This is a genomic window from Tepidamorphus sp. 3E244, assembly GCF_046159835.1.
GTDB lineage: Bacteria > Pseudomonadota > Alphaproteobacteria > Rhizobiales > Tepidamorphaceae > JACKJK01.
This window is the reverse complement of record NZ_JBJXCY010000002.1, coordinates 942,238-962,866: the sequence shown is the minus strand read 5'-3', so window position 1 is coordinate 962,866 and position 20,629 is coordinate 942,238. Positions and strand designations below refer to the sequence as shown.

The following is a 20,629-nucleotide window of genomic DNA, read 5'->3' as shown; positions in this document are numbered from 1 at the left end:
TGGTGCATGCGGGCGGCCGCGTTCGATCAGCTGTTTTCGGCGGGCTGCTGCAGGTCCAGCTGGATCGTCACGACAATGCCTTCGGGTGCATAGTCGAACCTGACCGCGCCGTGACGGCCCCTGAGTGCGCTCTCGATCATCTTCGAGCCGAAGCCGCGTTTCTTCGGCGTGGCGACAGGCGGTCCGCCTCGCTCGCTCCATGTGACTTGGAGATGCGATTCGTCGGCATCGTCCGGGCGCCAGTCAATCGCAATGGTCCCAGTCTCGGCTGAAAGTGCGCCGTATTTCACGGCGTTGGTTGCCAGTTCGTGAAAGGCGAGCGTCAGGCTCAAGGCCTGAGACGACTGGACGAGAGCGTCGGGACCTGACACGGCGATGCGCTCGCCGGCGAGTTCGCGGAAGGGGCGCAACGCGCGCTCGGCAAGCTGGTGCAGCGATACGGCCTTCCAGTCAGCCATGGTCAGCAGGTCGTGGGCCCCCGACAGAGCGTGGAGGCGCTGGAGAAACGCCTGCCGGTCGATTTCCGGGGTCGCGCGAAGCGTCTGCGAGGCCAGGGCATGAATCATCGTCATGGTGTTCTTGATGCGGTGCTTGAGTTCGTGCAGCAGCAGGTCCTTGGTTTCTTCCGCGACGCGTCGCCGCTCGATTTCCTGCTTGGCGGCATCGTGGAGACGCGCGTTCTCGATGGCGACGGCTGCCTGAGAGGCAATGCCCTTCAGCAACTGTTCCTGCTGTTCTCCGAATTGGTCCGGCTCGTCGTGGCCGAAGAACAACCCGCCGAGGACTTCCCCGCTCGATGATTTTACCGGCACGGCGAGATAACTCACCACGGGCAGGTGGCCTTCCGGCATGCCTTCGTGCGGTGCGTTCAGGCCATATCGCGGGTCGCTGCGGATATCGGCGGAGCGCACGACATGGGTCCCCTCGAACGTTGGCGCGAAGACCTGCGTCTTGCGCGGCATGCCGAAGCTTTCGAAGGCTTCGCGCGGCGCGCCCGACAGCGAATACAGCATGTAGCGTTGGCCGTCCTCGGCGATGCGCATGTTGAAGAACGCACCGAACTTCGCGCCGCTGAGTGCGGTTGCCTCGTCGGTCACGGTCTGGATGATGCGGTCGAGATCGAGGTCGGCATTGATGGAGGCGGAGATGCGCTGGAGGATGGAAAGCTGTTCGGCCTGCTCGCCCAGCCGGCGTTCTGCGCGCTTGCGGTCGGAAATGTCGCGCGCGATCTTCGATGCACCGATGATGGTGCCGTCGGCCTGCTTGATCGGCGAGACCGTGACGGAGATGGGGACGAGGGACCCGTCCTTGCGGCATCTGTAGGTCTCGAAATGCTTGACGCGTTCACCCTGCGATATGCGCTGGATGATGTGCTCTTCCTCGTGACGGCGATCCTCGGGAATGATGGTGAGAATGGACTGGCCGACGATCTCTTCGGCCGTGTACCCGAACAGCCGTTCGGCGCCGTGATTCCACGACGTGATGGTGCCATCGAGACGCTTGGAAACGATCGCGTCATCGGATGACTCGACAATCGCGGCGAGGCGAAGGGCAGATTCCTCTGCCGTTTCCGGTTTCGTGTTCAAGGCAACCTCGGTACCACACCGGCAGCGACCATCGAGTGCCGGGGATCAAAGATAACGGACAACAGTTCGCCCGGCTTGTGCAACCAAGAAAGGGAAGCCAAGCTGCGGAAACGGGTGCGAATTCTGAAAAAGTTCCGTGGCCGCGACAGGATGTGGTCGCGCACAGGGGATGTCAGGATCTGCCGACGGTGCCGGTCGCGCGTTTCCCGAGATCAGTCCAGCAGGTACTGGGTCGTCACCGAGGTCATGACCTTGACCATCTCGTCACGGGTCGCGGGCTTCACGTGGACGGCAGACGCGCCGAGCGCCCTGGCCTGTGCGTGGGACCGGGGATCGGACGCCGTGGTCACGACGACGATGGAGAGGCGATTGAAGATGGTGTCGGCACGGCAGTGCGTCAGCATCGTCAGCCCGTCCATGACCGGCATGTTGAGATCGAGCAGGATCAGGTCGGGGAGCGCGCCCTCGCGATGGGCCGTATTGAGCGCGTCGAGCGCTTCTGCCCCGTTCTGGGCAGTCGAGATCGCGACAGGCCCCGGCAGGTAGTCGGCCGCGTGGCTCAGCGCGTTGCGCATCAGGTAGATATCGTCGGCGTCGTCATCGATGATGAGGACGCGGTAGGGCACCTTGTCGCCGGAAGACTTGTCGTCGCGTTCATCGTCGACGGAGGGACCATCCATTTCAGCCGGCCGCTTTCGCGTCACGCACGAACCCGCATTCAGTTCCTGCATTGCTGCAAGCCTTCCAACCGTCGCTGCGGCAGGCTCTGCCGCGAAGCAATCCGTGAACTGCACAACCAATCCCCCATCAAACAGCAGCGTTTCCTGTGCGAATCTAACCTCGGAAAGCGCGTGTACCAATTATCAAATTACATGCCAAGATCGGAATAACACGCATCAGCCGGCACGGCTCTCCAACCCGCCGCGCACGGCGTTTTTCATCACCACCGAAAACGTGCTGCCTTTGCCCGGCGCCGTCTCGATCTCGATTTTCCAGCCGTGGCGCTCGCAGACCGCGTCGCAGATGGCAAGGCCGATGCCGGAGCCTGGAAACTCGCTGCGGGCATGCAACCGCTTGAACGGCTCGAGGACGGAGGTGGCTTGCGTCGGATCGAACCCGACACCGTTGTCTTGGACGGACACGACATAGGCGTCGCCCTGGAACCGGCCCTGGACGGTGATCTTCGGCTCCACGCCGTTTCGGCGATACTTCACCGCGTTGCCGACGAGGTTTGAAAACAGCATGACGAACTGGCCGGGGTCGGCGCGCACCGACGCGGGTTCGAGATCGATCGCGATATCGGTGCGCTTGCCATCCCTGCCGATGCATTCCTGTTCGACGACGGACTCGATTTCCGGCGCTATGTCGAGTTGCCCGAGCGCCAGTTCGGCCTGCTGGACGAGCGAATAGGACAGGACCGAGTTGACGAGGTGGCGGGCGCGCTGCGCGGAATCGACAACGACCGAGATGCTGTAGTCGGCTTCCTTCTTGTCACCGGCCTTCAGGGCATGCTGCAGCGTGTCGGTGAAGGCCTGGATCTTGCGTAGAGGCTCCTGCATGTCGTGCGAGGCGACATAGGCGAAGCGCTCCAGGTCGGCGTTGGACTTCTGCAGGTTCTCGGTCAGGCGGCGGGATTCGGCTTCTGCGCGGTGACGCTCGGAGACATCGCGTGCCAGCAGGATGAGGCCGGATTCGCTCTCCCCCTCCAGCCCGCTGACGGAGAGTTCGAGCGGAAACAGCGTGCCGTCCTTGCGCACGCCGGTCACGTCGGCACGTTCCACGACGGTGCCCGGCGTGCCGGCCGCAGCGTCGCGCAGCAGGCCCTTGAGGACGGAACGGTCGTTGAGCAGCTTGCGCAGGTTCCAGTCGCCCTCACGGTCTGCGGGGAGGCCGAAGATGCGGTTGAACGCCTCGTTGTGCTCGATGATGTTGCCTTCACGGTCGATGGTCGCGACGCCTTCGGTGAGGCCGGCGACGATCGACTGCATCCGCATCTCGTTCTGCTGGAGCTTGGCATGAGCGTTTTCTGCACCCTTGGCGAGCAGGCGATTGGAACGCGACAACAGGAAGAAGATCGCGAAGAGAAGCGAGTCGATGATGATGCCGCCGGCGAGGATGACCGCAGGCTGGTGGCTGCCGGATTCGGCGCGGAAATCCGGCCCCGCGACGACCTCGAACCGCCAGGGACGACCGAACATCTGCATGCCGGCTTCGTAACGAAGCGTCTCGTCGTGCTGCGTGGCTGCATCGGTGCCGAGTTCATCGAACAATGGTTCGCCGCCGTCGGCCAGGCGGATGAGCACGTCGCGATTTTGTTGCGCCAGCGTGCCGTCCAGCAGGTTCTTGGTGATGAAGGGCGCATAGACATGTCCGACGAAGCGCGCCTCGCGTTCTTCCGGCGTGCCGGGATCGCCGCCGCGATAATAGGGCGCGAACAGGAGGAAGCCCGGCGTCCGCGCGGCGTCCTGAACGAGCGTTATGGGCCCCGTCATCTGCGCCGTTCCGCTGAGCATCGCCTTGCGCGCGGCGGTGAAGCGGTTGTCCTCGTGTGCCATGTCGAGGCCGATCGCCTGCGCGTTCGTCTCGAGTGGCTCGACGTAGGCGATGGGCCAGTATTCGCCGTTGTTGTGCGTCGGGTGGATCGCGAAGTCCGGGCGAGTGGCATGTTGGCGGGCGAGGAACGCGTCGCGCTCCTGTGGCAGGACGCGGTAGATCACGCCGATGCCGTTGATGCCGGGGAAACGGGACTCGATGTCGAGCACCTCGGCAAAATCACGCCAGTGATCGACATCGACGCTGCCGCCGGAGGCGTGCAGCATGGCCACGCCACCCCACAGCGCTTCTTCGTATTTCACCATGCGTTCGCGGATCAGTTCCATCGTTCGCGCCGCCTGCCGGTCGAAGCGCTGGTGGATCTGTGCCTCGACCTGGCCGCGGGCGAACTGCCAGGCCAGGAACGTCAGCACCAGCGAGCCGGCCAGCACCAGCCAGTGTGCCCAGTGGATGGAGAGCCCGCGCATTCCGTTATGTGATGTCTTGGAGGAGGTGTCAGACAAGGTCGATCCGATGTTGAGAGGCCCCGTTGTTTCTCCAATTCTATTGCCGATGGAGGTTAATATTCCACCAGCCCGAGCACGACATCACTGTTGTCATGCGACATGAATTGCGCCGGAATGACCCTGAACACCTGGATCAGGGCGAGAGTTCGGCCGGAGCTGATGTTTCGCGAATATGCCGATCTCGCCCGAGGACATTCCCAAGCGCTGCCACCGCAACCGATACTACCTATCCGCGCATGGAAGCGGGATGACGGGCGAGTATCCCTACCTCTATCACCGGTGCGATTTCCCGGCCGCCGGCTACGACGGCGTGATCCAACCCGGCATGACGCTGTGTATAGAAATTCATATCGCGCGGAGGGCGGACACGAAGGCGAGAAGCTGGAGCAGCGGGTGCTGGTCACCGACCAGGGAACCGGGCTTCCGTCCAACTTTCCTGTCGAGTGCGATCTGCTCGAAGAGCCTTGGCCCGATGCCTCGCGAAGGCAAGAGCCCAATTGAGCGCGAGACGTTGCAGAAAATCGATGTTTCGGTGAAATAAGGAAATTATACGATTAAAGTGTGTGGGATATCCGGATTGGTATGCCAGATATGTAAGTACTGCCATATAGTGATTCTGTCGTAACGTAAGCTTTGAATAACGTCAGCAAGTTAACTATATGTTTGAATATATCATATTTTATCATATCATCTGCTTCGAATCCTAGCAGTATAGCGGGTGACGACCTAACCGTTCCTGCGAGCCTGATCCGTTGAGCATAGAAAATACTCACGAGGCCACAGCATGCGACACGAGATGATTGACCATTCAATCGGCGGCTATGAAGTTGTAGAGCGCTTTCTGAGCGAATTAAATGAAAGCCAGACCGGTTACGATCTGTTCAAAACGCTGAAACAGATTTGCGAATATTACAATTTCACGACCTTTGCCGCGACCCGGTTCCGTCATCGCGAGGATGAACGTCTCAAGGATCGTGTTCTTCTGACCAATTGGAAGCCCGAATTTCTTGAAGAATTGTCCGCCAAGACAAGTATGTCGCTTTCCCTGGTGCAAAACGTCACCAACACGGCGGTTCCTCTGGTCGTCGATTTCCGGACGAATGAATTTCCCAGCGGGATGGACCGTGACTTCGCGGATATCTATCTGGGACACGGCGTCGAATTTTCGATCTTCTTTCCGTTACGTTCTTCGGGTGGCTTCAATGGCTTCGTTGCATTCGGCGGCGAGGGAGATATGCCCGCCCGCGAGGCGATCATGGAGATCGCCTATATTTGCGGCTATGTACACCGTGGGTTGCATCTCCTGGTCGACGTCGGCCACCGGGAACGCCCCAAGCTGACGGACACGCACAAGCGCATTTTCCGGCTGCTTGCCGACGGGCTGACGTCTGCGGAGATTGCGGATCGCTGCGGCATCGCGCGCAGCACGGCGAACTACCAGATCAAGGCGGCCATCTCGGCCATTGGTGCGCGCACGTCCGCCAATGCCGTGGCCAAGGCCTATTCCGTCGACGTACTGAAAGACTGCTAGGCGACGTCTTTTCGCGCCGCGTCACCGATGACGCGTGCTGACCGCCAGCCACGAGTAAATATCTCCCGATTTCGTGTCGCAGAGCTGCTTCCGGCGGCCTGAGAGCGTTTTTCGCGCTTCAGGGGCAAAAATCCCCCAACGTCAAATCCCTTGCCATAGTTTCGTGCCAGTTGCTTTAGTTAAGTCTGCACACGGAGCGGCGCGCGCAATTCTTGCGTGCGACGCGGGAACGGAGGCACCCCGCCGGGCGGTTTGCGCGGCAAACGGAAACGATCCAAACGCATCAGGAGAAAGATAATATGCGCATTGCAGCTCTGGCAGCCTTCACGGCACTGGTTGCCGCGACGGCCGTCCATGCCCAGGACAACAGCGGGCAGTTTGACGGCAACAAGGTTGAAAATCCCATGGCCTCGATGGGTGACACCGTGTCCGACGGGGACATGGACAAGTTCATGAAGGCGCGCAGCGCCAACCCCACCATCTCGGCCCCGCCCCCCAACAAGTTCCGCTCCTCCGCTCCCGATCTCACGGTCGAAAGCTTCAAGCGCGTGACGCGCAGCGCCAATGGCGACATCTCCGAAGCACCGGCCGCGCCCGGCACGGAAGAGTCCATCGAGAAGCTGAAGAAGAGCGGCGAAGGCATGGACCGCTCGCGCATGCAGCGCCGTGCGCCGACGAACAGCGACATCGAGCTTGGCGAGAACAGCGGTCAGGCGAAAGGCAACCGCACGGTCATCGGCACTGACGACCGCATTCGCGTGGACCAGACCAACCAGTACCCGTTCTCGACGCTCGGCTATATCTACTCCGAGTACGACGACAACACTGCGGGCAGCTGCTCGGGCACGATGATCTCCCCGACGCTGGTGCTGACCGCCGCGCACTGCGTCTACCGCACCGAGACGAGCAAGTGGGCGACCTATGTCGTCTTCGTTCCGGGCCGCAACGATCGTCAGGCCCCGCTCGGCCAGTTCGAGGCGGCGCAGTGGACCATCACGCAGGGCTATCTCGACCAGTCCGGCAAGGAATACGGCTACGATCACCTGTTCCACGACGTGGCGGTGCTTGAGCTGAAGGAACCGGCCGGCAAGGCGACGGGCTGGCTGTCCATCGGCTACAACGACCAGCTTCCCAACTTCCACGGCAACGTGATCGGCTATCCCGGCGACAAGCCGGACGGCACCATGTGGAGCGCGTCCTGCCCGATCGACCCGAACTTCATCGCACCCAGCCTCTTCGAGATGGAATGCGACACCTATCCGGGTTCGAGCGGTTCCTCGATCTACGCGTTCTACAAGGAACAGGACAAGCGCGTGATCTACGGCGTCAACGTCGCGAGCACCGACAAGGCGAACTACGGCATCCGCATCACCGGCCCGTATTTCGACTACCTGAAGACCTTCATGGACGCCCAGAAGAAGCAGTAAGCGCTTCGCCCTTCATCGAAGGCAGACAACAAAAAACCCGGCGCCGATGCGGCGCCGGGTTTCTTTTTGCCCCGATGAACGGGAAAGCGAAATCAGTTCTTCGACATGGTTTCGTTGATCCACGGCACGAACTTGGAGACGCGGGCATAGATGCCGGGGAAGACCGGGTGTCCGCATTCATAGCCCCAGCTCACGACGCCGACCTGGCGGTAGGAGCCGTCGGGCAGCTTGGCCACCAGCGGGCCGCCGCTGTCGCCGTAGCAGGAGTCCTTGCCGGTGCCCGGCGCGCCAGCGCAAAGCTCCGTGTTGGAGACCTTCCAGTTGGATCCGAGCGAGCCGTAGCGCTGCTTGCAGAACTCGTGGTCGATATATTCGATGGAGGCCTCGCGCAGTTCCTCGGGGATCGACATGTCGCCGCTCTTCACCGCCTTGCGCATGACCGCGCCAGGGTTCTCGCGATTGGCGAGGTTGAAGAGGTCGAGGATCGTCGGGTCGAGCTTGTCGTCAAAGGTCGCGCCCCAGCCGCTGACGGTGAGCGGGTATTCGGCGAGCTTGGCATCGACGTCGCCATCAGCCATCTCGACCAGCAGGTCGGTGGGGACCGGCTCGGAAAGCTTCAGCAGCGCAACGTCGCCATACTCTTCGGCTTCGAAGGAATAGTCCGGATGGACAAAGACCTGCTCGACGCCGACGCGCGACAGCTCCTTCAGCGTGTTGGCGCCGTAGCCAACGACCGGCACGTAGCCGCCTTCGACGCAGTGGGCTGCCGTCAGGACCCAGCGTTCGTCGATCAGGGAACCGCCGCAAAAACCGGACGGGTCCTGTTCGCCGTCGAAGAGGCGAACCTGCCAGGGCCAGGCGTCGTCAGCGGCCTTCACGCCCTGGGTGATGAAGCTGTCACTGGCTGCATTGGCGGTGCCGGCAAAGGCTCCGAGGCTCAGTGCTGCGATGGCGGCCGCTGCAAACTTGCGGCCCGTCGAGAAATATTGCGACATGTGTGTCTCTGCTCCGTTACGTGTTGCCCACCGTAAGACATTTATAGACCGCCTATGCGCCAACAAAAAGACGATTACCTGACGGAAATCGAGCAGGGACTGGCCGTGAATACGGACCCGGCGGACCTGATGCGCCGGTTTGGCGAGTTGGAAAAGTCCGGCGCGCTGGATGATCCGCCATCGCCGCGTGCCTTGCGGGCAAAGGCGGTGCTGCAAAACCGGCTTGGCCTGCCAGAGAACGCGATCCTGCTGCTGACCGAGGCTCGCGGGCGCGAGGGCGACCCGGAAGCGTGGAAGACGTCTCGCGAACTGGCAACGATCTTCTCGTGGCGTGGCGACGTTGACCGGGCGAACACGGAATTGCTGCGAGCGATGGTGGAAGCTTCCGCCAGTGGCCGCCAGGACATGCTGCCGTTTTTCCTTGCCGATGCCGGGCGCGTGGCGATGGAGCGCGGCGATCCGCAGACCGGGATCCTCTGCTTCAAGGCGGCGATTGACGGCATGCCGGTCGGCGAGCGCGAGCACGTGCGCGCAGCCATCGGCCATATCCAGTGCCTCAACTGGGCCGAAGACTATGCCGCCGCCGGCGTGTTCATCACCGCGCTGGAGCCGTTTGTGAAAGCGCGCAACCAGCGCCTGCGCCAACTTTTTGCAATGGAGAAGGCGCGGTACTGCGCCGGCATCGACGATGCCGAGGGGCTTAGTGCCGCGCTGCGCGAGACGGAAGCGCTGCTGCCGTCCGACCCGAGCGCGTGGGAGCACGTCGAATACGCGCTGGTGAAGTTCGAGACGATCCACGCCATCGAGGACGACAGCTCAACGCCGGACGAGTTGCGCGACATCATCGAGCGCTTGCAGGAAGACCAGCTCTACATCCAGGAGGCGATGGTGCGGCTCGCGCTGGCCGACGCGCTGAAGCAGGAAGGCGAGCCGGACGCGGCAATCGGGGAGGCCGCGCGCGCACTGGCGCTGGCGGCAAAGCTCAAGAACCAGCGCACCCTCTACCGGGCACGCACGCTGCTGCTGCAACTCTCCGACGATGCCCACGCCAACGATCCCGCAGAGCCCGACGACCTGCCGCTGTCGGCGCGGTTCGTGCGCGCCTCGCGCATCGGCAAGGGCGGCTATGGCAGCGTCTACAAGGCGGTCGACATCGAGACCGGGACGATGGTCGCGGTGAAGACCATCGCGCTGTCGGGGATTTCCGACCCGCAGGTTCGCGCCGAACGGCTCGCCGACGTGCGCAAGGAACTGAACGCCAGCCGCTCCGTCACCAGTCCGCACGTGGCACGGGTGCTCGAAACTTTCGTCAGCAACGACGAACTCGTGCTGGTGCAGGAACTCATCAGCGGCGGCGAACTGGACGAGTCCTGCAAGGGCCGGCTCGAGAAGCCCGCGATGCTGAGGTTCCTGGCGCAGGCCGCCTTCGGCCTGTCATCACTGCACAAGGCGGGCATCGTCCACCGGGACATCAAGCCCCAGAACATCCTGCTGCGCGCGGACGGGACGCCCGTCATCGTCGATTTCGGCCTCGCGGGCATCGCGGGTGAACGCGAGGACGACAAGCTGCGCGGCACGCGCGACTACATGGCCCCGGAACTCCTGCGGTCGAAGGAGCGGCTGTTCGATCCGGCGGCAGACGCGTTTGCCTTCGGGGTGATGCTGCGCTGGGCGCTGGACGAGGAAGAAGGCGGCGGCGGGTGGTTCGCCAAGAAGAGCGAGCAGGCGCAACTGATCGACGCGCTGACGAATGCCGCGCCCGACCGGCGGTTGACCGACATGGCAGAGGCCGGCCGCCGGCTGATCGCGTTGTCCGAGGATGCGGAGTAGACCGTCTACTTGCTGGCGCCTGCGACCATCAGGTCGAGGTTCATTTCCTTGCCGCCGGAGGCATAGATCGTCAGTTCCGCCTCGCCGCTTTCGGGCGCGGTGATCGACAGCGCCGGCATCCAGCCATTGGCATCTTGCGCGATCTGCTCGCCGTCGATGGTCAGCGACACGAAGAGGTTCGCCTTGTCGCGGTTGTAGACGAGCACCGCGTACTCGCGGCCCGCCTCCACGTTGAAGCGGATCTTGTTTCCAGCAGCTTCCACCGGCTGTTCGAGCCGCTCTTCCATGACGACCTCGAAGGGCTTGCGCGACTTGCGCTCGGCCTTCTCCATCACCTCGCGCTTCAGGTATGCGTAGTGGTCGGCGAACTTGGAGACCTGCCGTTGCCAATAGGCGTGGCGGCGCTGCAGCGCGGTTTCGTCCTCTTCCCTCAGCAGTTCGGCGACGAGGTCGGCGCGTTGTGCGTAGTTGATCATCACCGCGCTGGGCGACATGCGGCAGGGATTCTTCTCGCCCTCCGGCGAGCCGGTGTCGATCACCGTGCCGCCGCTCAGGACCGCGACCACCTTGCCGTCCAGCCCGATGAGCGGGCCGCCGCTGGCACCGCCTGTCGCGGGAACCGAGTGGCGCACCAGCAAGCCTTCGGACGGCGAGCCGGGGGGAAACAGGAAGTAGTCGGTGACCGAGCTGATCTCACCCTGCTGGACGCTGGGGGTCGGCGCGATCTGCTGGGTGTTGCCGCCATCGACGCAGCGCATCGGGTATCCGGCGAAGGCAAGGCGCGCGCCGGACCCGAGATCCGCCAATTGCTCGCCTTCGGCGAGTTCCAAGACCGGAGACAGCGGTTCGTCGGCCTGCACCACGAGCAACGCGACGTCGAAGGCCGACGGGCGGGAGGCCTCGGAATAGCCGGAGCGGAAGCCTTCCGCGCCGAGGCTTTGGCGGTCCACGTAGCCGGAGAAGTCACGGTAGCCCGCATGCATCCGCACCTTGGTCACTTCAAAGGTGCGGGCCTGTTCGCCGGGCGAACGCACCAGCAGGAACTCGCTGCCCTGGTCGATCTCGTTGAACAGTTCGGCGACGTGGGCATTGGTGACGAGCTTGTCGGGCGCGACGGGCCAGGCGGTGCCGACGGCGGACTCGCCTCCATTTGCGTCACGCATCACGACGAGGTGCGCTGCGTTTTGCAGCTTTTGCAAGGTGGCGCTGTCGAAGCCGCGTTCCACCACCTGGTCGAAATAGACGACCGCGCCGACCACGATCACTGCCAGCACGGCAACCGCGCCGGTGAGGATCTTCATGCGCTTGCCGAGCGCGGGCAGGTGGTCGCGCCAGCCGGTGACGATTTCCTGCGTAACCGTGCGTTCGGCATCGCCGCCGGGCAGGGCGACGGCTGCGAACTGCAACTCGATGGTCGGGCCGGTGCTGCGGCCAAGGGTCAATCTGTCGCCACTATTCAGGCCCTTGTCCTGCTCCAGCGGCACGCCGTTGACGGCGACGAAATAGTTGCCCTGCGGCTCGATGCGCCAATGGCCGGCCTTGTCGCGGTAGAGCCTTGCGTGGCGGCGCGCGACGAGGCGTTCGCTGGCCGGGGTGACGAAACCGGCCCACGACTGGTCGCGGCCAATCAGGATCTCGTCGGCATCGTGAAAGGTTTCCTGCGCGGAGACGGCGGCATCTGTGCCCGCGAAACGCAGCGTGATCATGTTGAAAACAGTCCTTGTGAAGTCGGGTTGCGGCCGCCCTGTCCGTAGCACTCTACGCCGGTTTAGGACAAAAGCATGTCCTTGCGGAAGGCCCGCGGGTTGACGCTTGCTGAAACCTGCTATTGTTCTCCCCCGTTTCCGGTGCCGCGCAGGTGCCGCGTCCGAAGGAAAGACAGGCGCAAGGCGTGTTCCCGAAAGGCCATTCAGAAGGACTGATCCGGCTGGTCGCCGCAGCCATCGCGTTGACGACGCTGGTCTGCGGGGCGATCGGCTGGTCGCTGCAACTGGGCCTGAGCGTCGAGACGCTGGCCGAGATCGCGGTGCGCACCCTGTGGCTGTACATTCCCCGCCCGGAGGTCATCGCCGCGCCGGAGAACAATCTCGTCCTGAAGGTTGCGGCAACGCTGGGCGCACTGTCCGGGGCCATCGGCGCGGTCGCGTTCTACATGGCGGCCGCCAACGCGCGGCTTTCGCATTTCATCACGCGCAATTTCCGGCGCGGGCACACCATCGTCATCGGGGATACGCCGCTTGCCCGGCGGCTGGTACAGGCGTTGCGCGCGGAAGACGCCGACGCGGTGCATGTGAGCGATACGCCGCTGGAGCCGACCGAGAAAAAGGCCGACGAGCGGATCGTCACGCCCCTGAAACCCGCCGATATCGCGCGCGAGGCCGGGTTGCTTCGGGCGAGTTCGGTCGCCATCGACATGGGGGGTGACGCGGAAACGCTCGTCGTCGCAAAGCCGATCCTGCGGTGGCTGGAGAAGAACGGCCCCGGTTCGGTCAAGCGCATGTCGGTGCGCGTGGCAGACCCGTTCCTCGCCGACATGTTCATCGAATTCGTGCAGCGCATCGGGCTGGGTCGCTACGTACATGTTGCAGCGTTCGATGAAAACCGCGTCGCGGCGCGCCACGCCCTGTCCTCGCACCCCCTGTTCGTGCGCGCTGCCGCCCGCGGGCAGAGCCGCGTTCACGCGCTCATCGTCGGGTTCGGTGATCTTGGCGAGAAGCTTCTCGACCAGATCATCCTGACCTCGATTGCAGGCGACCTCGGAGAACCGCGCGTCACCATCGTCGACAGGAACGCCAACCGGCTGGAGCAGCAGTTGCGCACGCGCAGGCCCGGTGTCTGCGAGACGCTGGCGATCTCCTTCATTGAGATGGATATCGACGCAGCGCCAATGGAGGGCACATCCCGGCATCCGGGGGTCGCGGCGATCGAGGAAATGGAGCGGCAGGACCTGCTGACGGCAATCTACCTGACGCTGCCAGCGCCCGGCGACAACATCCGCGCCGCCCTGATGCTGCAACGCCAATATGACCGGCACGGTACGTTTGCCGCGCCCATCCTCTACCGTTCGCGCGGCACGGTCGGTGCGGAGGGGAGCCTGCTCGACGTGAAGCTGCCGGCGGACGACGCCGCCGACGGCTTCATCCCGCTTCCCAATCCGTTCGAGCGGCTGGCGCGTTTCGTGCTGGGCGAAGCGGAGATCGGCTCGCTGGCGCGCAAGCTGCACGAGACCTATCGCAAGGGCGCGGAGCAATCAGCCGCTGCGGCGCGCGACTGGCAGGACCTGCCGGAAACGCTGAAGCGCTCCAACATCCGCGCCGCCGACCACCTGAAATCGAAGCTGTGGACGCTTGGCATCGGATTGCCGCTCGGCGAAGGCCTGCCGAACCTGAGCCAGTCCGACCGCGACATGCTGGAGGCGTTCCGCGCCGGGACCATTGCGGATGATCGCGTGCAAAATCTGGCGCGCATCGAGCATGACCGCTGGATGGTGGACCGCAAGCTCGACGGCTGGACGCTCGGGCCGGAGCGCAACGACAAGCGCCGCATCCACCCAAAGCTGATCCCGTTCGACGATCTTGGCATGACGCGCGAGGATATCGACAAGGATGTGAAGCAGATCCTTGCGGCCATCGACCACATGCTGGAACGCGACGCCGGCCGCAAGACGAAGGTCAGCCGCCGCTGACGCGGTAGAGCGCCTCGCGGCCGAAGGTCTTGGGCAGTTCCAGTTCCCCGACATATCCGAAGCCGTACCGGCCCGGCGCATGGAGTGCTGCTGCTGCTGCGAAGTTGCGCGTCGCGTAGACGAGGCCCGGCGGCGTGATCGGCTCGATGCGGGCCGCGCGCGAGACCTCGTGCCCGAAGGCGGTTCGGGCCTTGAGGACCGGATCGAACCCGTCGAATGCGGGACCGTAATGCAGCGAAATCCGCATGCCCGAGACAGTGGGAACCGCCCATCGCGCGCCGATTGTCTGTTGCAACGTGAGGGCGCATTCCGCAGCAGCGGACGTATCGTCGAAAACCGCGAAGCAGGCATCGCCCCAGGTGTTGCGGGCGATGACGTGACCGGCGGCGACGTTGATGCAGCTTGCGAACGCGCCGAGCACCTCGCGCCAGAAATCCGGCAGCGCGCGCTCCTCGATCTTCGTGAAGCCCGCGAAGTCGGCAAAGAGAAAGGCCAACGGCTTGCGGTCGGGGAGGGGGGCGGCTTCGGGCCAGGTGGCTGCGAGTTCGGGTGGGCGGATGCCTTCAGGCTTTATGATGCAGCTCTGCGCGCCGGTCTTTCCCCACTTGTCGATATCGGCCTGTGTGCCCGCCGGGTTGCCGTCCGCCGTTTCGACGCGATCCTCGACCGCGATCTGCAACAAATTTGCGTCGATGTGTGCGGCGCGGATCAGCGCGCGGCCCATGGCCATCTCGGTCGCATAGCCGAAGGATGCCGGGTCGGCGGCAAAGGAATCCTCGCCCACCACATGCACTGCGTGGGCTGCATCGAGGCAGGCGCGGTAGCGTGGCATCCACGCCGGCCCGGCATTGACGACGGAGGTTTGCGCGAAAGCATCCGGCGAGGAGGCCAGCACCACGTTCAGCCGTGCGCCGCGCGCGAGAAGTTCCTCGGCGACGAGAATGTCCGCACCGCTGGCCAGTGCGCCGAAGCCCGCGATCACGTCATGGGTTTCGAGAACGTCCCGGATGTCCTGCGCGATTGCCGCTTCGGCCGCCTCGTCCGGCTGGAACATGCGCCCGCAGAAATGGATGACCGTGCCGCGCCGCAAAGCCGACAGAAGCCGCTCGCGCATCTGATCGCCCAGGGAGAGCGCATCGGCCAGCCGCGCCAGTTGCCGCCGCGTGGTGGTGCGCGCGGCGAAGTCGTTGCCGGCGAAATCGTCGGCCTCGGCAAGCGCGGCGATGGCATCGTCGTTGCGGCCAAGCACGAGATCGAGTTCCGCGCGGGTGGCCCAGCCGTAATAGTCACCCGGTGCGACCATCGAGCCGTGATGGCGCGCCTTGATCGCAAGCTCCTGCGCGGCTTCGCTGCTCCCGGCCATCGCGTAGAGCGTGGCGGCATTGGCGGCGGGGTAGGGGTCGGCGGAGTTTTCCCAGACCTGCTCATACGCACTGGCGGCTTCCGCGAGGGCTGAGGGATCGCCGGACTTGATGGCGCGGTCCTTCAGCAAGCGGGCGTGCAACGCGCCGGACTCCACGCCCGAAATCGCGCCAACGTCGAGCCGGTCATAAGCCGCTTGCGCCTCATCCGTTGCACCCATGCGGGCAAGTGCCAGTACGGCGAGATATTTCAGGCGCGGTTCGGTCTCTCCCGCCTCGATGGCACCGACTGCGCGGTCATGCGCGGCCGCGAGATCACCGGCGGCAATCAGCGCCTCGACGGCTTTCAGCGCGTCCGCGTCAGCCACGGGGCACGTCGAAATGTTCAGGCTGCACGAAACGTTCGGCGGCCCGGCGCCCGACCTCGTAGGCGAGCGACACGATGGCCGGGTTGTCCATCTGCTGGAGGCGCTTCACGTCCATTTGGGAAAGCTTCATGTCGAGTTCGTCGGCAAGCCAAGCTTGCTCCAGAATGACGTCGTAGCGCAGGAACGTGAAGAGCGGTTTTCCCGCAACGTTAAAGCCCGCCAGATCGCCGATCTCGGAATTGATGGTCCACGGCGTCGGGGTTTCACCCAGAGCCTGCATCAGCGCCAGCACTTGCACCTGGCTATCACGGATCATGCCCTTCAGCGCACTGATCGCGAGGCTCGCAGACGTCATCCAGCGCGCGCGGGTCGCATCGAGCCGCTCGCGGTGGTCGCCGGTGCCAACGGAAATGATGCGCAGCTTGTCGGTGCCGGTCTCCCAGCCGTAGCCGTGGGCCGGCACCGTCACCAGTTGCAGCAGGGCAAGGGCCGGGTTGTTGTGCGGGGTGACGCCGCCATCCACGAACAGGCCCGGGGGTTCGTCCGCCGCGATGTCGATGGCCTCGGGCGCGAAGTAGTGCGGGGCGGCGGTGGAGGCGCGGATCAGGTCCGCGAGGCGATAGTGCCGGTTGCCGTGGTAGCTGCCGTCCTCGGGGTCGTTCCAGTAGGCGCTGGCGGGGTTGTTGGCGACGATCCACGGGCTGCCGGTGTCCATGCGTTTCATCACCAGCGCAAAGCCGGTCAGCAGGTCGTCGGTGTCCAGCCGCCGGTCGCCGCACACGGCAACAAGCTCGCGCTTGAGCGCAGCGGAATCGAACTTCGACTGAAGGCCCGGCACGCGGAAATTCGACCGGCGAAAGACGCGCGGCGCAAGGTCGAGATAGAACTGGCGCAGGTCGGCGGCGCTGAACCCGAGCGCCACGGCGCCGGCAATGATCGCGCCCGTCGAGGTGCCGCCGGCAAGGTCGATTTTGTGGGCAAGCGGATTCTCGGGGCCCGCGCCCATCACCTCCTCGATGCGTTCGAGGAATGCGACGGTGATCGCACCGCGTACGCCGCCACCATCGAGAGAGAGGATCGTTTTCATGCCGCTGGAACGCCCTGACAAAGAGCGCGGACTCTAGACTTGGCCCCGCCGCGTGTACAGGATCGGGCTACGAGCAACCGCGGGGCATCCGACTTGAGACCACTGCTTTCCATCGTCACGGGACTGGTGCTGATGCTTGGCTGCGCCCCGCCAAGCGTTGCCGAGCCGGTGAGCCCGTTCGTGGCGGCAGCATTCGACCGGGAGAAGATCGAGAGCGCCATCGCTTCGCAAGAGGGGATCGCTTCGCCTCAAGGCGTGACCGGTATCATCGTGCCGCATCATCTCGTTGCGGCGGACCTCGTGGCCCGCGGTTTCCAGGCGGCATCGGGCGGGGACTACGAGCGCATCGTCGTGCTGGCGCCCGATCACTTCCGGGCGTGGGACAAGGGCTTCGTAACGAGCGAAGCCGGCTTTGCAACGATCTTCGGGCGGGTCGTCAGCGATGGCGTGGTCGCCAAGTCCATGGCCGAAGCGCTGCCGGACGTGCGCTTGCGCGACAGCCTCGAACACGATCACGGCCTCGTCGCGATGATGCCGTTCATCCGGCATCACTTTCCCGATGTTCCGGTCGTCGCGATGCTGGCGGGGATCAATACAACGCCGCAGCAATGGCGGGCGCTGGTGGATGCGCTGAAGCCTCTCCTCACGCCGCGCACGCTGGTGGTGCAGTCGGTCGATTTCTCGCACTACCTGCCGCATCAACGCGCCGTGCTGCGCGACCAGGAAGTGCTGAGCCTGCTGGCAAGCGGCGACAGCGAGGGCGTTCGGCACCTGATCCAGCCCGACCATCTCGACACCAAGGCCGGACTGACGATCCAGATGACCTTGCAGCGTGAGGTCTTCGGGTCGAAAGCTACCGTAATCGCCAACCGCAATTCCGCCGAATATGGCGGCGACCCGAACAACACGACGAGCTACATCACCGCCGTCTACGTGCGCGACCCGGAAGCGGCATCCGAGCTGGAGGCGCCAGACCAGCACATCGCCTATATCGGCGGCGACGTGCTGCTAGGCCGCTACATGACGCCGCTGATGCTCGACGATGCGGCGCGGACTGAGGTCGCCAGCCGTCTGCTGCAGGTGACGCGCGGGCGGCCGTTGGCGATCAACCTCGAAGGCGTCATCATGGAGGAGCCGGTCGCCGGCCTTCCGGAAGATGCGCATCTCATGCTGCGCGAACTGGCGGTGCCGATGCTGAAGGCGATGGGCGTGACGGCAGCGAGCGTCGCCAACAACCACGCCCGGGATTTGGGTGAGATCGGCTTTGAGGAAACGCTGCGCATCCTCGACGAGGCGGGCATCGCGGTCATCGAGCACGGCAAGGTGGCTGATCTCGGTGCGGCACGCATTCTCGCGCTCAACGACAAGGCGGGCCGCAATTCCGCCCCTGCGCTGCTGGACAGTCCGCAGGCCGCCGACCTTGCCTGCGGGGTATCCGCCGCGCCGCCGCTGGTCGCCTTCATTCACTGGGGCGAGGAATATGTCGACCAGCCGGGACCGCGCGAAGAAGAGATCGCGCGTGTGCTGGCCGATTGCGGCGTGCAGATCGTCGTCGGCGCGCACAGCCACCAGGCCTCAGGCAGCATTCCGCAAGTTCCGGGCAAGACCGCCAACACGGTCTACTCGGTTGGAAACCTGCTGTTCGACCAACGCGGCGAGCGGGTCTCCAGCGCGCTGCTGGAATTGCGCACCTTCGAGCAGGGCACGGTGGCCGCACGGCTTATCCCGCTGCCGAACCTGTTCGACTACGGCAGCGCGCGGATCGCACCGCCCGCCAACTGACGCGGGCTGGTCAATCGAAGCTAGTTGTCCTGGCCGGGAATGCGCGGCTTGAAGAACAGCATGTCGATGGGCCGCGAGGCGATCTGGCGCCCGTCGGCCAGCTCGAACACAACATGGAAATCGTGGCTGGAGCTTTGCGGTGCCTGCAGGCGCACGCGCCAGCGGCCGGTGACGCCGGGCGGAATGTCGTCGCGCAGCGGGATCATGATCCGGTAGTTCTTTTTGTCGATGGCGAGATCGAACGGCTTCAGCGCGCGGTCCTGCGGGTTGCCGCCCTCGCCGCACTCGGCGGCAAAGCCCATGCGCGCCAGGATGACGTTTACCTCGAAGGGTGACGACTTGGTGTGTGTCGTGCCTGCGGAATCCGTCCATTCGTATTCGAGCTTGCCCTTCACGGGCGCGCGCATGTGGCCGGCATCGAGCTTTGCGAACGACGTCAGTGGAGAGAGGTCAGCGGCTTTGACCTCTGCCGCGCACTTCTCGTAGTCGCCCTCCTTGCACTCAATGGGGCCGCTCTTGTAGCGGTCGACCGGGAAGCCGATTTCCTTCAGCTCGTCTGAAATGTCGACGGTGGCATCCGGGTCGATATCGCCGATCTCCTTGACGAATTCGCGCGCCGGGTCGTTGGGGAAGGAGAAACGGACCTTCGCGTTGGCAGCCTTCGTCCAGCCGAAGTTCTCCAGAACGAAGTCGGCTTTGAAATCGGCCTGATCGCCGCAATCGCCCATGTAGCCGAAGCGAAGCTGCACGGCCGGCTCCGGCTCGGAAGAGCTTTCCGCAACGTCAAGGAATGCATTGACGATGCGCAACGGCTGGTCGGAGTCATTGCGCAGTTCGACCACCACCGGGACCGGGCGCACGCGCCCCGCGGTCGACAGGAAGCCGGGGCCGAACGGAATTTCCTTGTTGTCACCCCAGCCCAGTTCGCTGGCTTCGTAATCGAACTCCTCCTCCTCGGTCATGGAGATGAGGCCGCTGCCACGCCATGCGTCGATGACGCGCTTGTCGTCGGGATAGATGTCGATGCTGTCGCGCTTGTTGTTGGCGGCATAGGGCACCGGCGGCTCCGCCGGGGCGACGACGTGGGCGTAGTAGGACCGGTCGACCAGCACGCCGACGCGAATGTCGTCATGAGCCTCGTAGGCGGTGAGGATCAACGGGGGGAAACGCTGCTCGTCCTTGCCCAGAACGCGGACGCTGCCGGAGACCGGTTTGCCGCCGCGCCACGTGGCGACGAAGGCGTCACCAATGGCCGGGTAGAGTTCGCCCGCGCCCTCGCGCTCGCCGGCTGCAAAGCCGCCTTCGTAGATCGTGCCGGTGGTGTCCACGTAGAGGCCGCGGCCTTCCGGTTCGCCTGCTGCAAACTCGCCGGTGTACTGGTCGCCGTTGGGAAACTGGATGCGGCCCGTGCCGTGCATCAGCCCGTTGCGCCATTCGCCGGAATAGCTGGTGCCCGAACGGTGGGTGTAGGTGCCGCGCCCGTGCGCCCGCCCATTGCGCATTTGGCCCTTGTAGACGGCGATGCGGGCGGCCTCGCTGTATTGCGGTGTGCCCGGCGTGCGCCAGACCAGCGTGCCGCGCCCGGTGATCGGCCCGTCGGACAGGCGGCTGACGGCATCGCCGTCCCACGAGATGTCGAGGTTTTGGTCGCCGAGCGGATCGCTCAACTGGTAGGTGCGGCGCGCGAGGCGGCTGGTGCCGGGGTCCCACACGACCTGCGTCCACGTGCGTTCCCGGATGGCATCTTTCGCCGGCATGGTCGTCTCGACCTGCACCGGGCTGGCGTCGAGTTTTTCCACGACGCTTTCTGCCGCCAGTGCCGGTGTCGTGGCCAGCAGGCTTGCAGTCAGCGCAAAGCGCGCGACCCTGGTGAAAAATGTGCCATCAGAACGGGCGGACATGGCGATAGCTCCCCTTA

Annotated in this window: 14 protein-coding genes; 6 read left to right on the top strand and 8 right to left on the bottom strand. The window is 64.4% G+C overall.

Annotated elements, in window-relative coordinates; all coding sequences use genetic code 11:
* Positions 1-26: 26 nt before the first annotated feature.
* The 3 genes from ACKTEK_RS13275 to ACKTEK_RS13265 form a co-directional block, all read right to left on the bottom strand.
* Positions 27-1,586, bottom strand: a complete 1,560-nt coding sequence (locus tag ACKTEK_RS13275; RefSeq protein ID WP_409165772.1) for a sensor histidine kinase — start codon at positions 1,584-1,586, stop codon at positions 27-29.
* A gap of 212 nt (positions 1,587-1,798) precedes the next feature.
* Complete coding sequence (locus tag ACKTEK_RS13270) at positions 1,799-2,317, bottom strand: response regulator (protein WP_409165771.1); 519 nt, start codon at positions 2,315-2,317, stop codon at positions 1,799-1,801.
* 165 nt (positions 2,318-2,482) lie between these two features.
* Complete coding sequence (locus ACKTEK_RS13265; protein WP_409165770.1) at positions 2,483-4,606, bottom strand: CHASE domain-containing protein; 2,124 nt, start codon at positions 4,604-4,606, stop codon at positions 2,483-2,485.
* 211 nt (positions 4,607-4,817) lie between these two features.
* Between ACKTEK_RS13265 and ACKTEK_RS13260 the strand changes: the two genes are divergently transcribed.
* The 3 genes from ACKTEK_RS13260 (at position 4,818) to ACKTEK_RS13250 (ending at position 7,603) form a co-directional block, all read left to right on the top strand.
* The gene (locus tag ACKTEK_RS13260) at positions 4,818-5,186 is read left to right on the top strand and encodes a hypothetical protein (RefSeq protein ID WP_409165769.1); all 369 of its coding nucleotides are present in this window, start codon (positions 4,818-4,820) and stop codon (positions 5,184-5,186) included.
* 243 nt (positions 5,187-5,429) lie between these two features.
* The gene (locus tag ACKTEK_RS13255; RefSeq protein ID WP_409165768.1) at positions 5,430-6,176 is read left to right on the top strand and encodes an autoinducer binding domain-containing protein; all 747 of its coding nucleotides are present in this window, start codon (positions 5,430-5,432) and stop codon (positions 6,174-6,176) included.
* 299 nt (positions 6,177-6,475) lie between these two features.
* Positions 6,476-7,603 (top strand): trypsin-like serine peptidase, encoded by a 1,128-nt coding sequence (locus ACKTEK_RS13250; protein WP_409165767.1) that lies wholly within the window; start codon positions 6,476-6,478, stop codon positions 7,601-7,603.
* Between the two features lie 92 nt (positions 7,604-7,695).
* Here the strand turns inward: ACKTEK_RS13250 and ACKTEK_RS13245 are convergent, their stop codons facing one another.
* A complete protein-coding gene (locus ACKTEK_RS13245; protein ID WP_409165766.1) occupies positions 7,696-8,598 on the bottom strand; it encodes a serine protease in 903 nt (300 codons plus the stop codon).
* Positions 8,599-8,652: 54 nt separating this feature from the next.
* Between ACKTEK_RS13245 and ACKTEK_RS13240 the strand changes: the two genes are divergently transcribed.
* Positions 8,653-10,428 (top strand): protein kinase domain-containing protein, encoded by a 1,776-nt coding sequence (locus tag ACKTEK_RS13240; RefSeq protein ID WP_409165765.1) that lies wholly within the window; start codon positions 8,653-8,655, stop codon positions 10,426-10,428.
* Between the two features lie 5 nt (positions 10,429-10,433).
* Here the strand turns inward: ACKTEK_RS13240 and ACKTEK_RS13235 are convergent, their stop codons facing one another.
* Entirely contained in the window at positions 10,434-12,134 is a 1,701-nt protein-coding gene (locus ACKTEK_RS13235) for a trypsin-like peptidase domain-containing protein (protein ID WP_409165764.1), read from the bottom strand.
* A 122-nt stretch (positions 12,135-12,256) separates the two neighbouring features.
* Here ACKTEK_RS13235 and ACKTEK_RS13230 point away from each other — a divergent pair, with 122 nt between their 5' ends.
* On the top strand, positions 12,257-14,113 hold the full coding sequence (locus ACKTEK_RS13230; RefSeq protein WP_409165763.1) for a RyR domain-containing protein: 1,857 nt from the start codon (positions 12,257-12,259) through the stop codon (positions 14,111-14,113).
* Here ACKTEK_RS13230 and ACKTEK_RS13225 read toward each other — a convergent pair.
* Positions 14,100-15,842, bottom strand: coding sequence for a tetratricopeptide repeat-containing protein (locus ACKTEK_RS13225; protein ID WP_409165762.1), 1,743 nt, complete (start codon positions 15,840-15,842; stop codon positions 14,100-14,102). The two genes, ACKTEK_RS13230 and ACKTEK_RS13225, sit on opposite strands and share 14 nt — an antisense overlap.
* Complete coding sequence (locus ACKTEK_RS13220) at positions 15,835-16,929, bottom strand: patatin-like phospholipase family protein (RefSeq protein WP_409165761.1); 1,095 nt, start codon at positions 16,927-16,929, stop codon at positions 15,835-15,837. The genes ACKTEK_RS13225 and ACKTEK_RS13220 overlap by 8 nt, the downstream gene beginning before the upstream one ends.
* Before the next feature lie 93 nt (positions 16,930-17,022).
* Between ACKTEK_RS13220 and amrB the strand changes: the two genes are divergently transcribed.
* Positions 17,023-18,711, top strand: coding sequence for an AmmeMemoRadiSam system protein B (gene amrB, locus ACKTEK_RS13215; RefSeq protein WP_409165760.1), 1,689 nt, complete (start codon positions 17,023-17,025; stop codon positions 18,709-18,711).
* A gap of 20 nt (positions 18,712-18,731) precedes the next feature.
* On the opposite strand, the gene ACKTEK_RS13210 is transcribed toward amrB, so the two are convergent.
* Positions 18,732-20,612 (bottom strand): MORN repeat-containing protein, encoded by a 1,881-nt coding sequence (locus tag ACKTEK_RS13210; protein WP_409165759.1) that lies wholly within the window; start codon positions 20,610-20,612, stop codon positions 18,732-18,734.
* Positions 20,613-20,629 lie beyond the last annotated feature (17 nt).

Coding starts and splice junctions, on each gene's coding strand:
- ACKTEK_RS13245 (WP_409165766.1), bottom strand. CDS start 8,598: ATGTCGCAATATTTCTCGACGGGCCGCAAGTTTGCAGCGGCCGCCATC.
- ACKTEK_RS13235 (WP_409165764.1), bottom strand. CDS start 12,134: ATGATCACGCTGCGTTTCGCGGGCACAGATGCCGCCGTCTCCGCGCAG.
- ACKTEK_RS13260 (WP_409165769.1), top strand. CDS start 4,818: ATGCCGATCTCGCCCGAGGACATTCCCAAGCGCTGCCACCGCAACCGA.
- ACKTEK_RS13255 (WP_409165768.1), top strand. CDS start 5,430: ATGCGACACGAGATGATTGACCATTCAATCGGCGGCTATGAAGTTGTA.
- ACKTEK_RS13240 (WP_409165765.1), top strand. CDS start 8,653: ATGCGCCAACAAAAAGACGATTACCTGACGGAAATCGAGCAGGGACTG.
- ACKTEK_RS13220 (WP_409165761.1), bottom strand. CDS start 16,929: ATGAAAACGATCCTCTCTCTCGATGGTGGCGGCGTACGCGGTGCGATC.
- ACKTEK_RS13265 (WP_409165770.1), bottom strand. CDS start 4,606: ATGCGCGGGCTCTCCATCCACTGGGCACACTGGCTGGTGCTGGCCGGC.
- ACKTEK_RS13250 (WP_409165767.1), top strand. CDS start 6,476: ATGCGCATTGCAGCTCTGGCAGCCTTCACGGCACTGGTTGCCGCGACG.
- ACKTEK_RS13270 (WP_409165771.1), bottom strand. CDS start 2,317: ATGCAGGAACTGAATGCGGGTTCGTGCGTGACGCGAAAGCGGCCGGCT.
- ACKTEK_RS13210 (WP_409165759.1), bottom strand. CDS start 20,612: ATGTCCGCCCGTTCTGATGGCACATTTTTCACCAGGGTCGCGCGCTTT.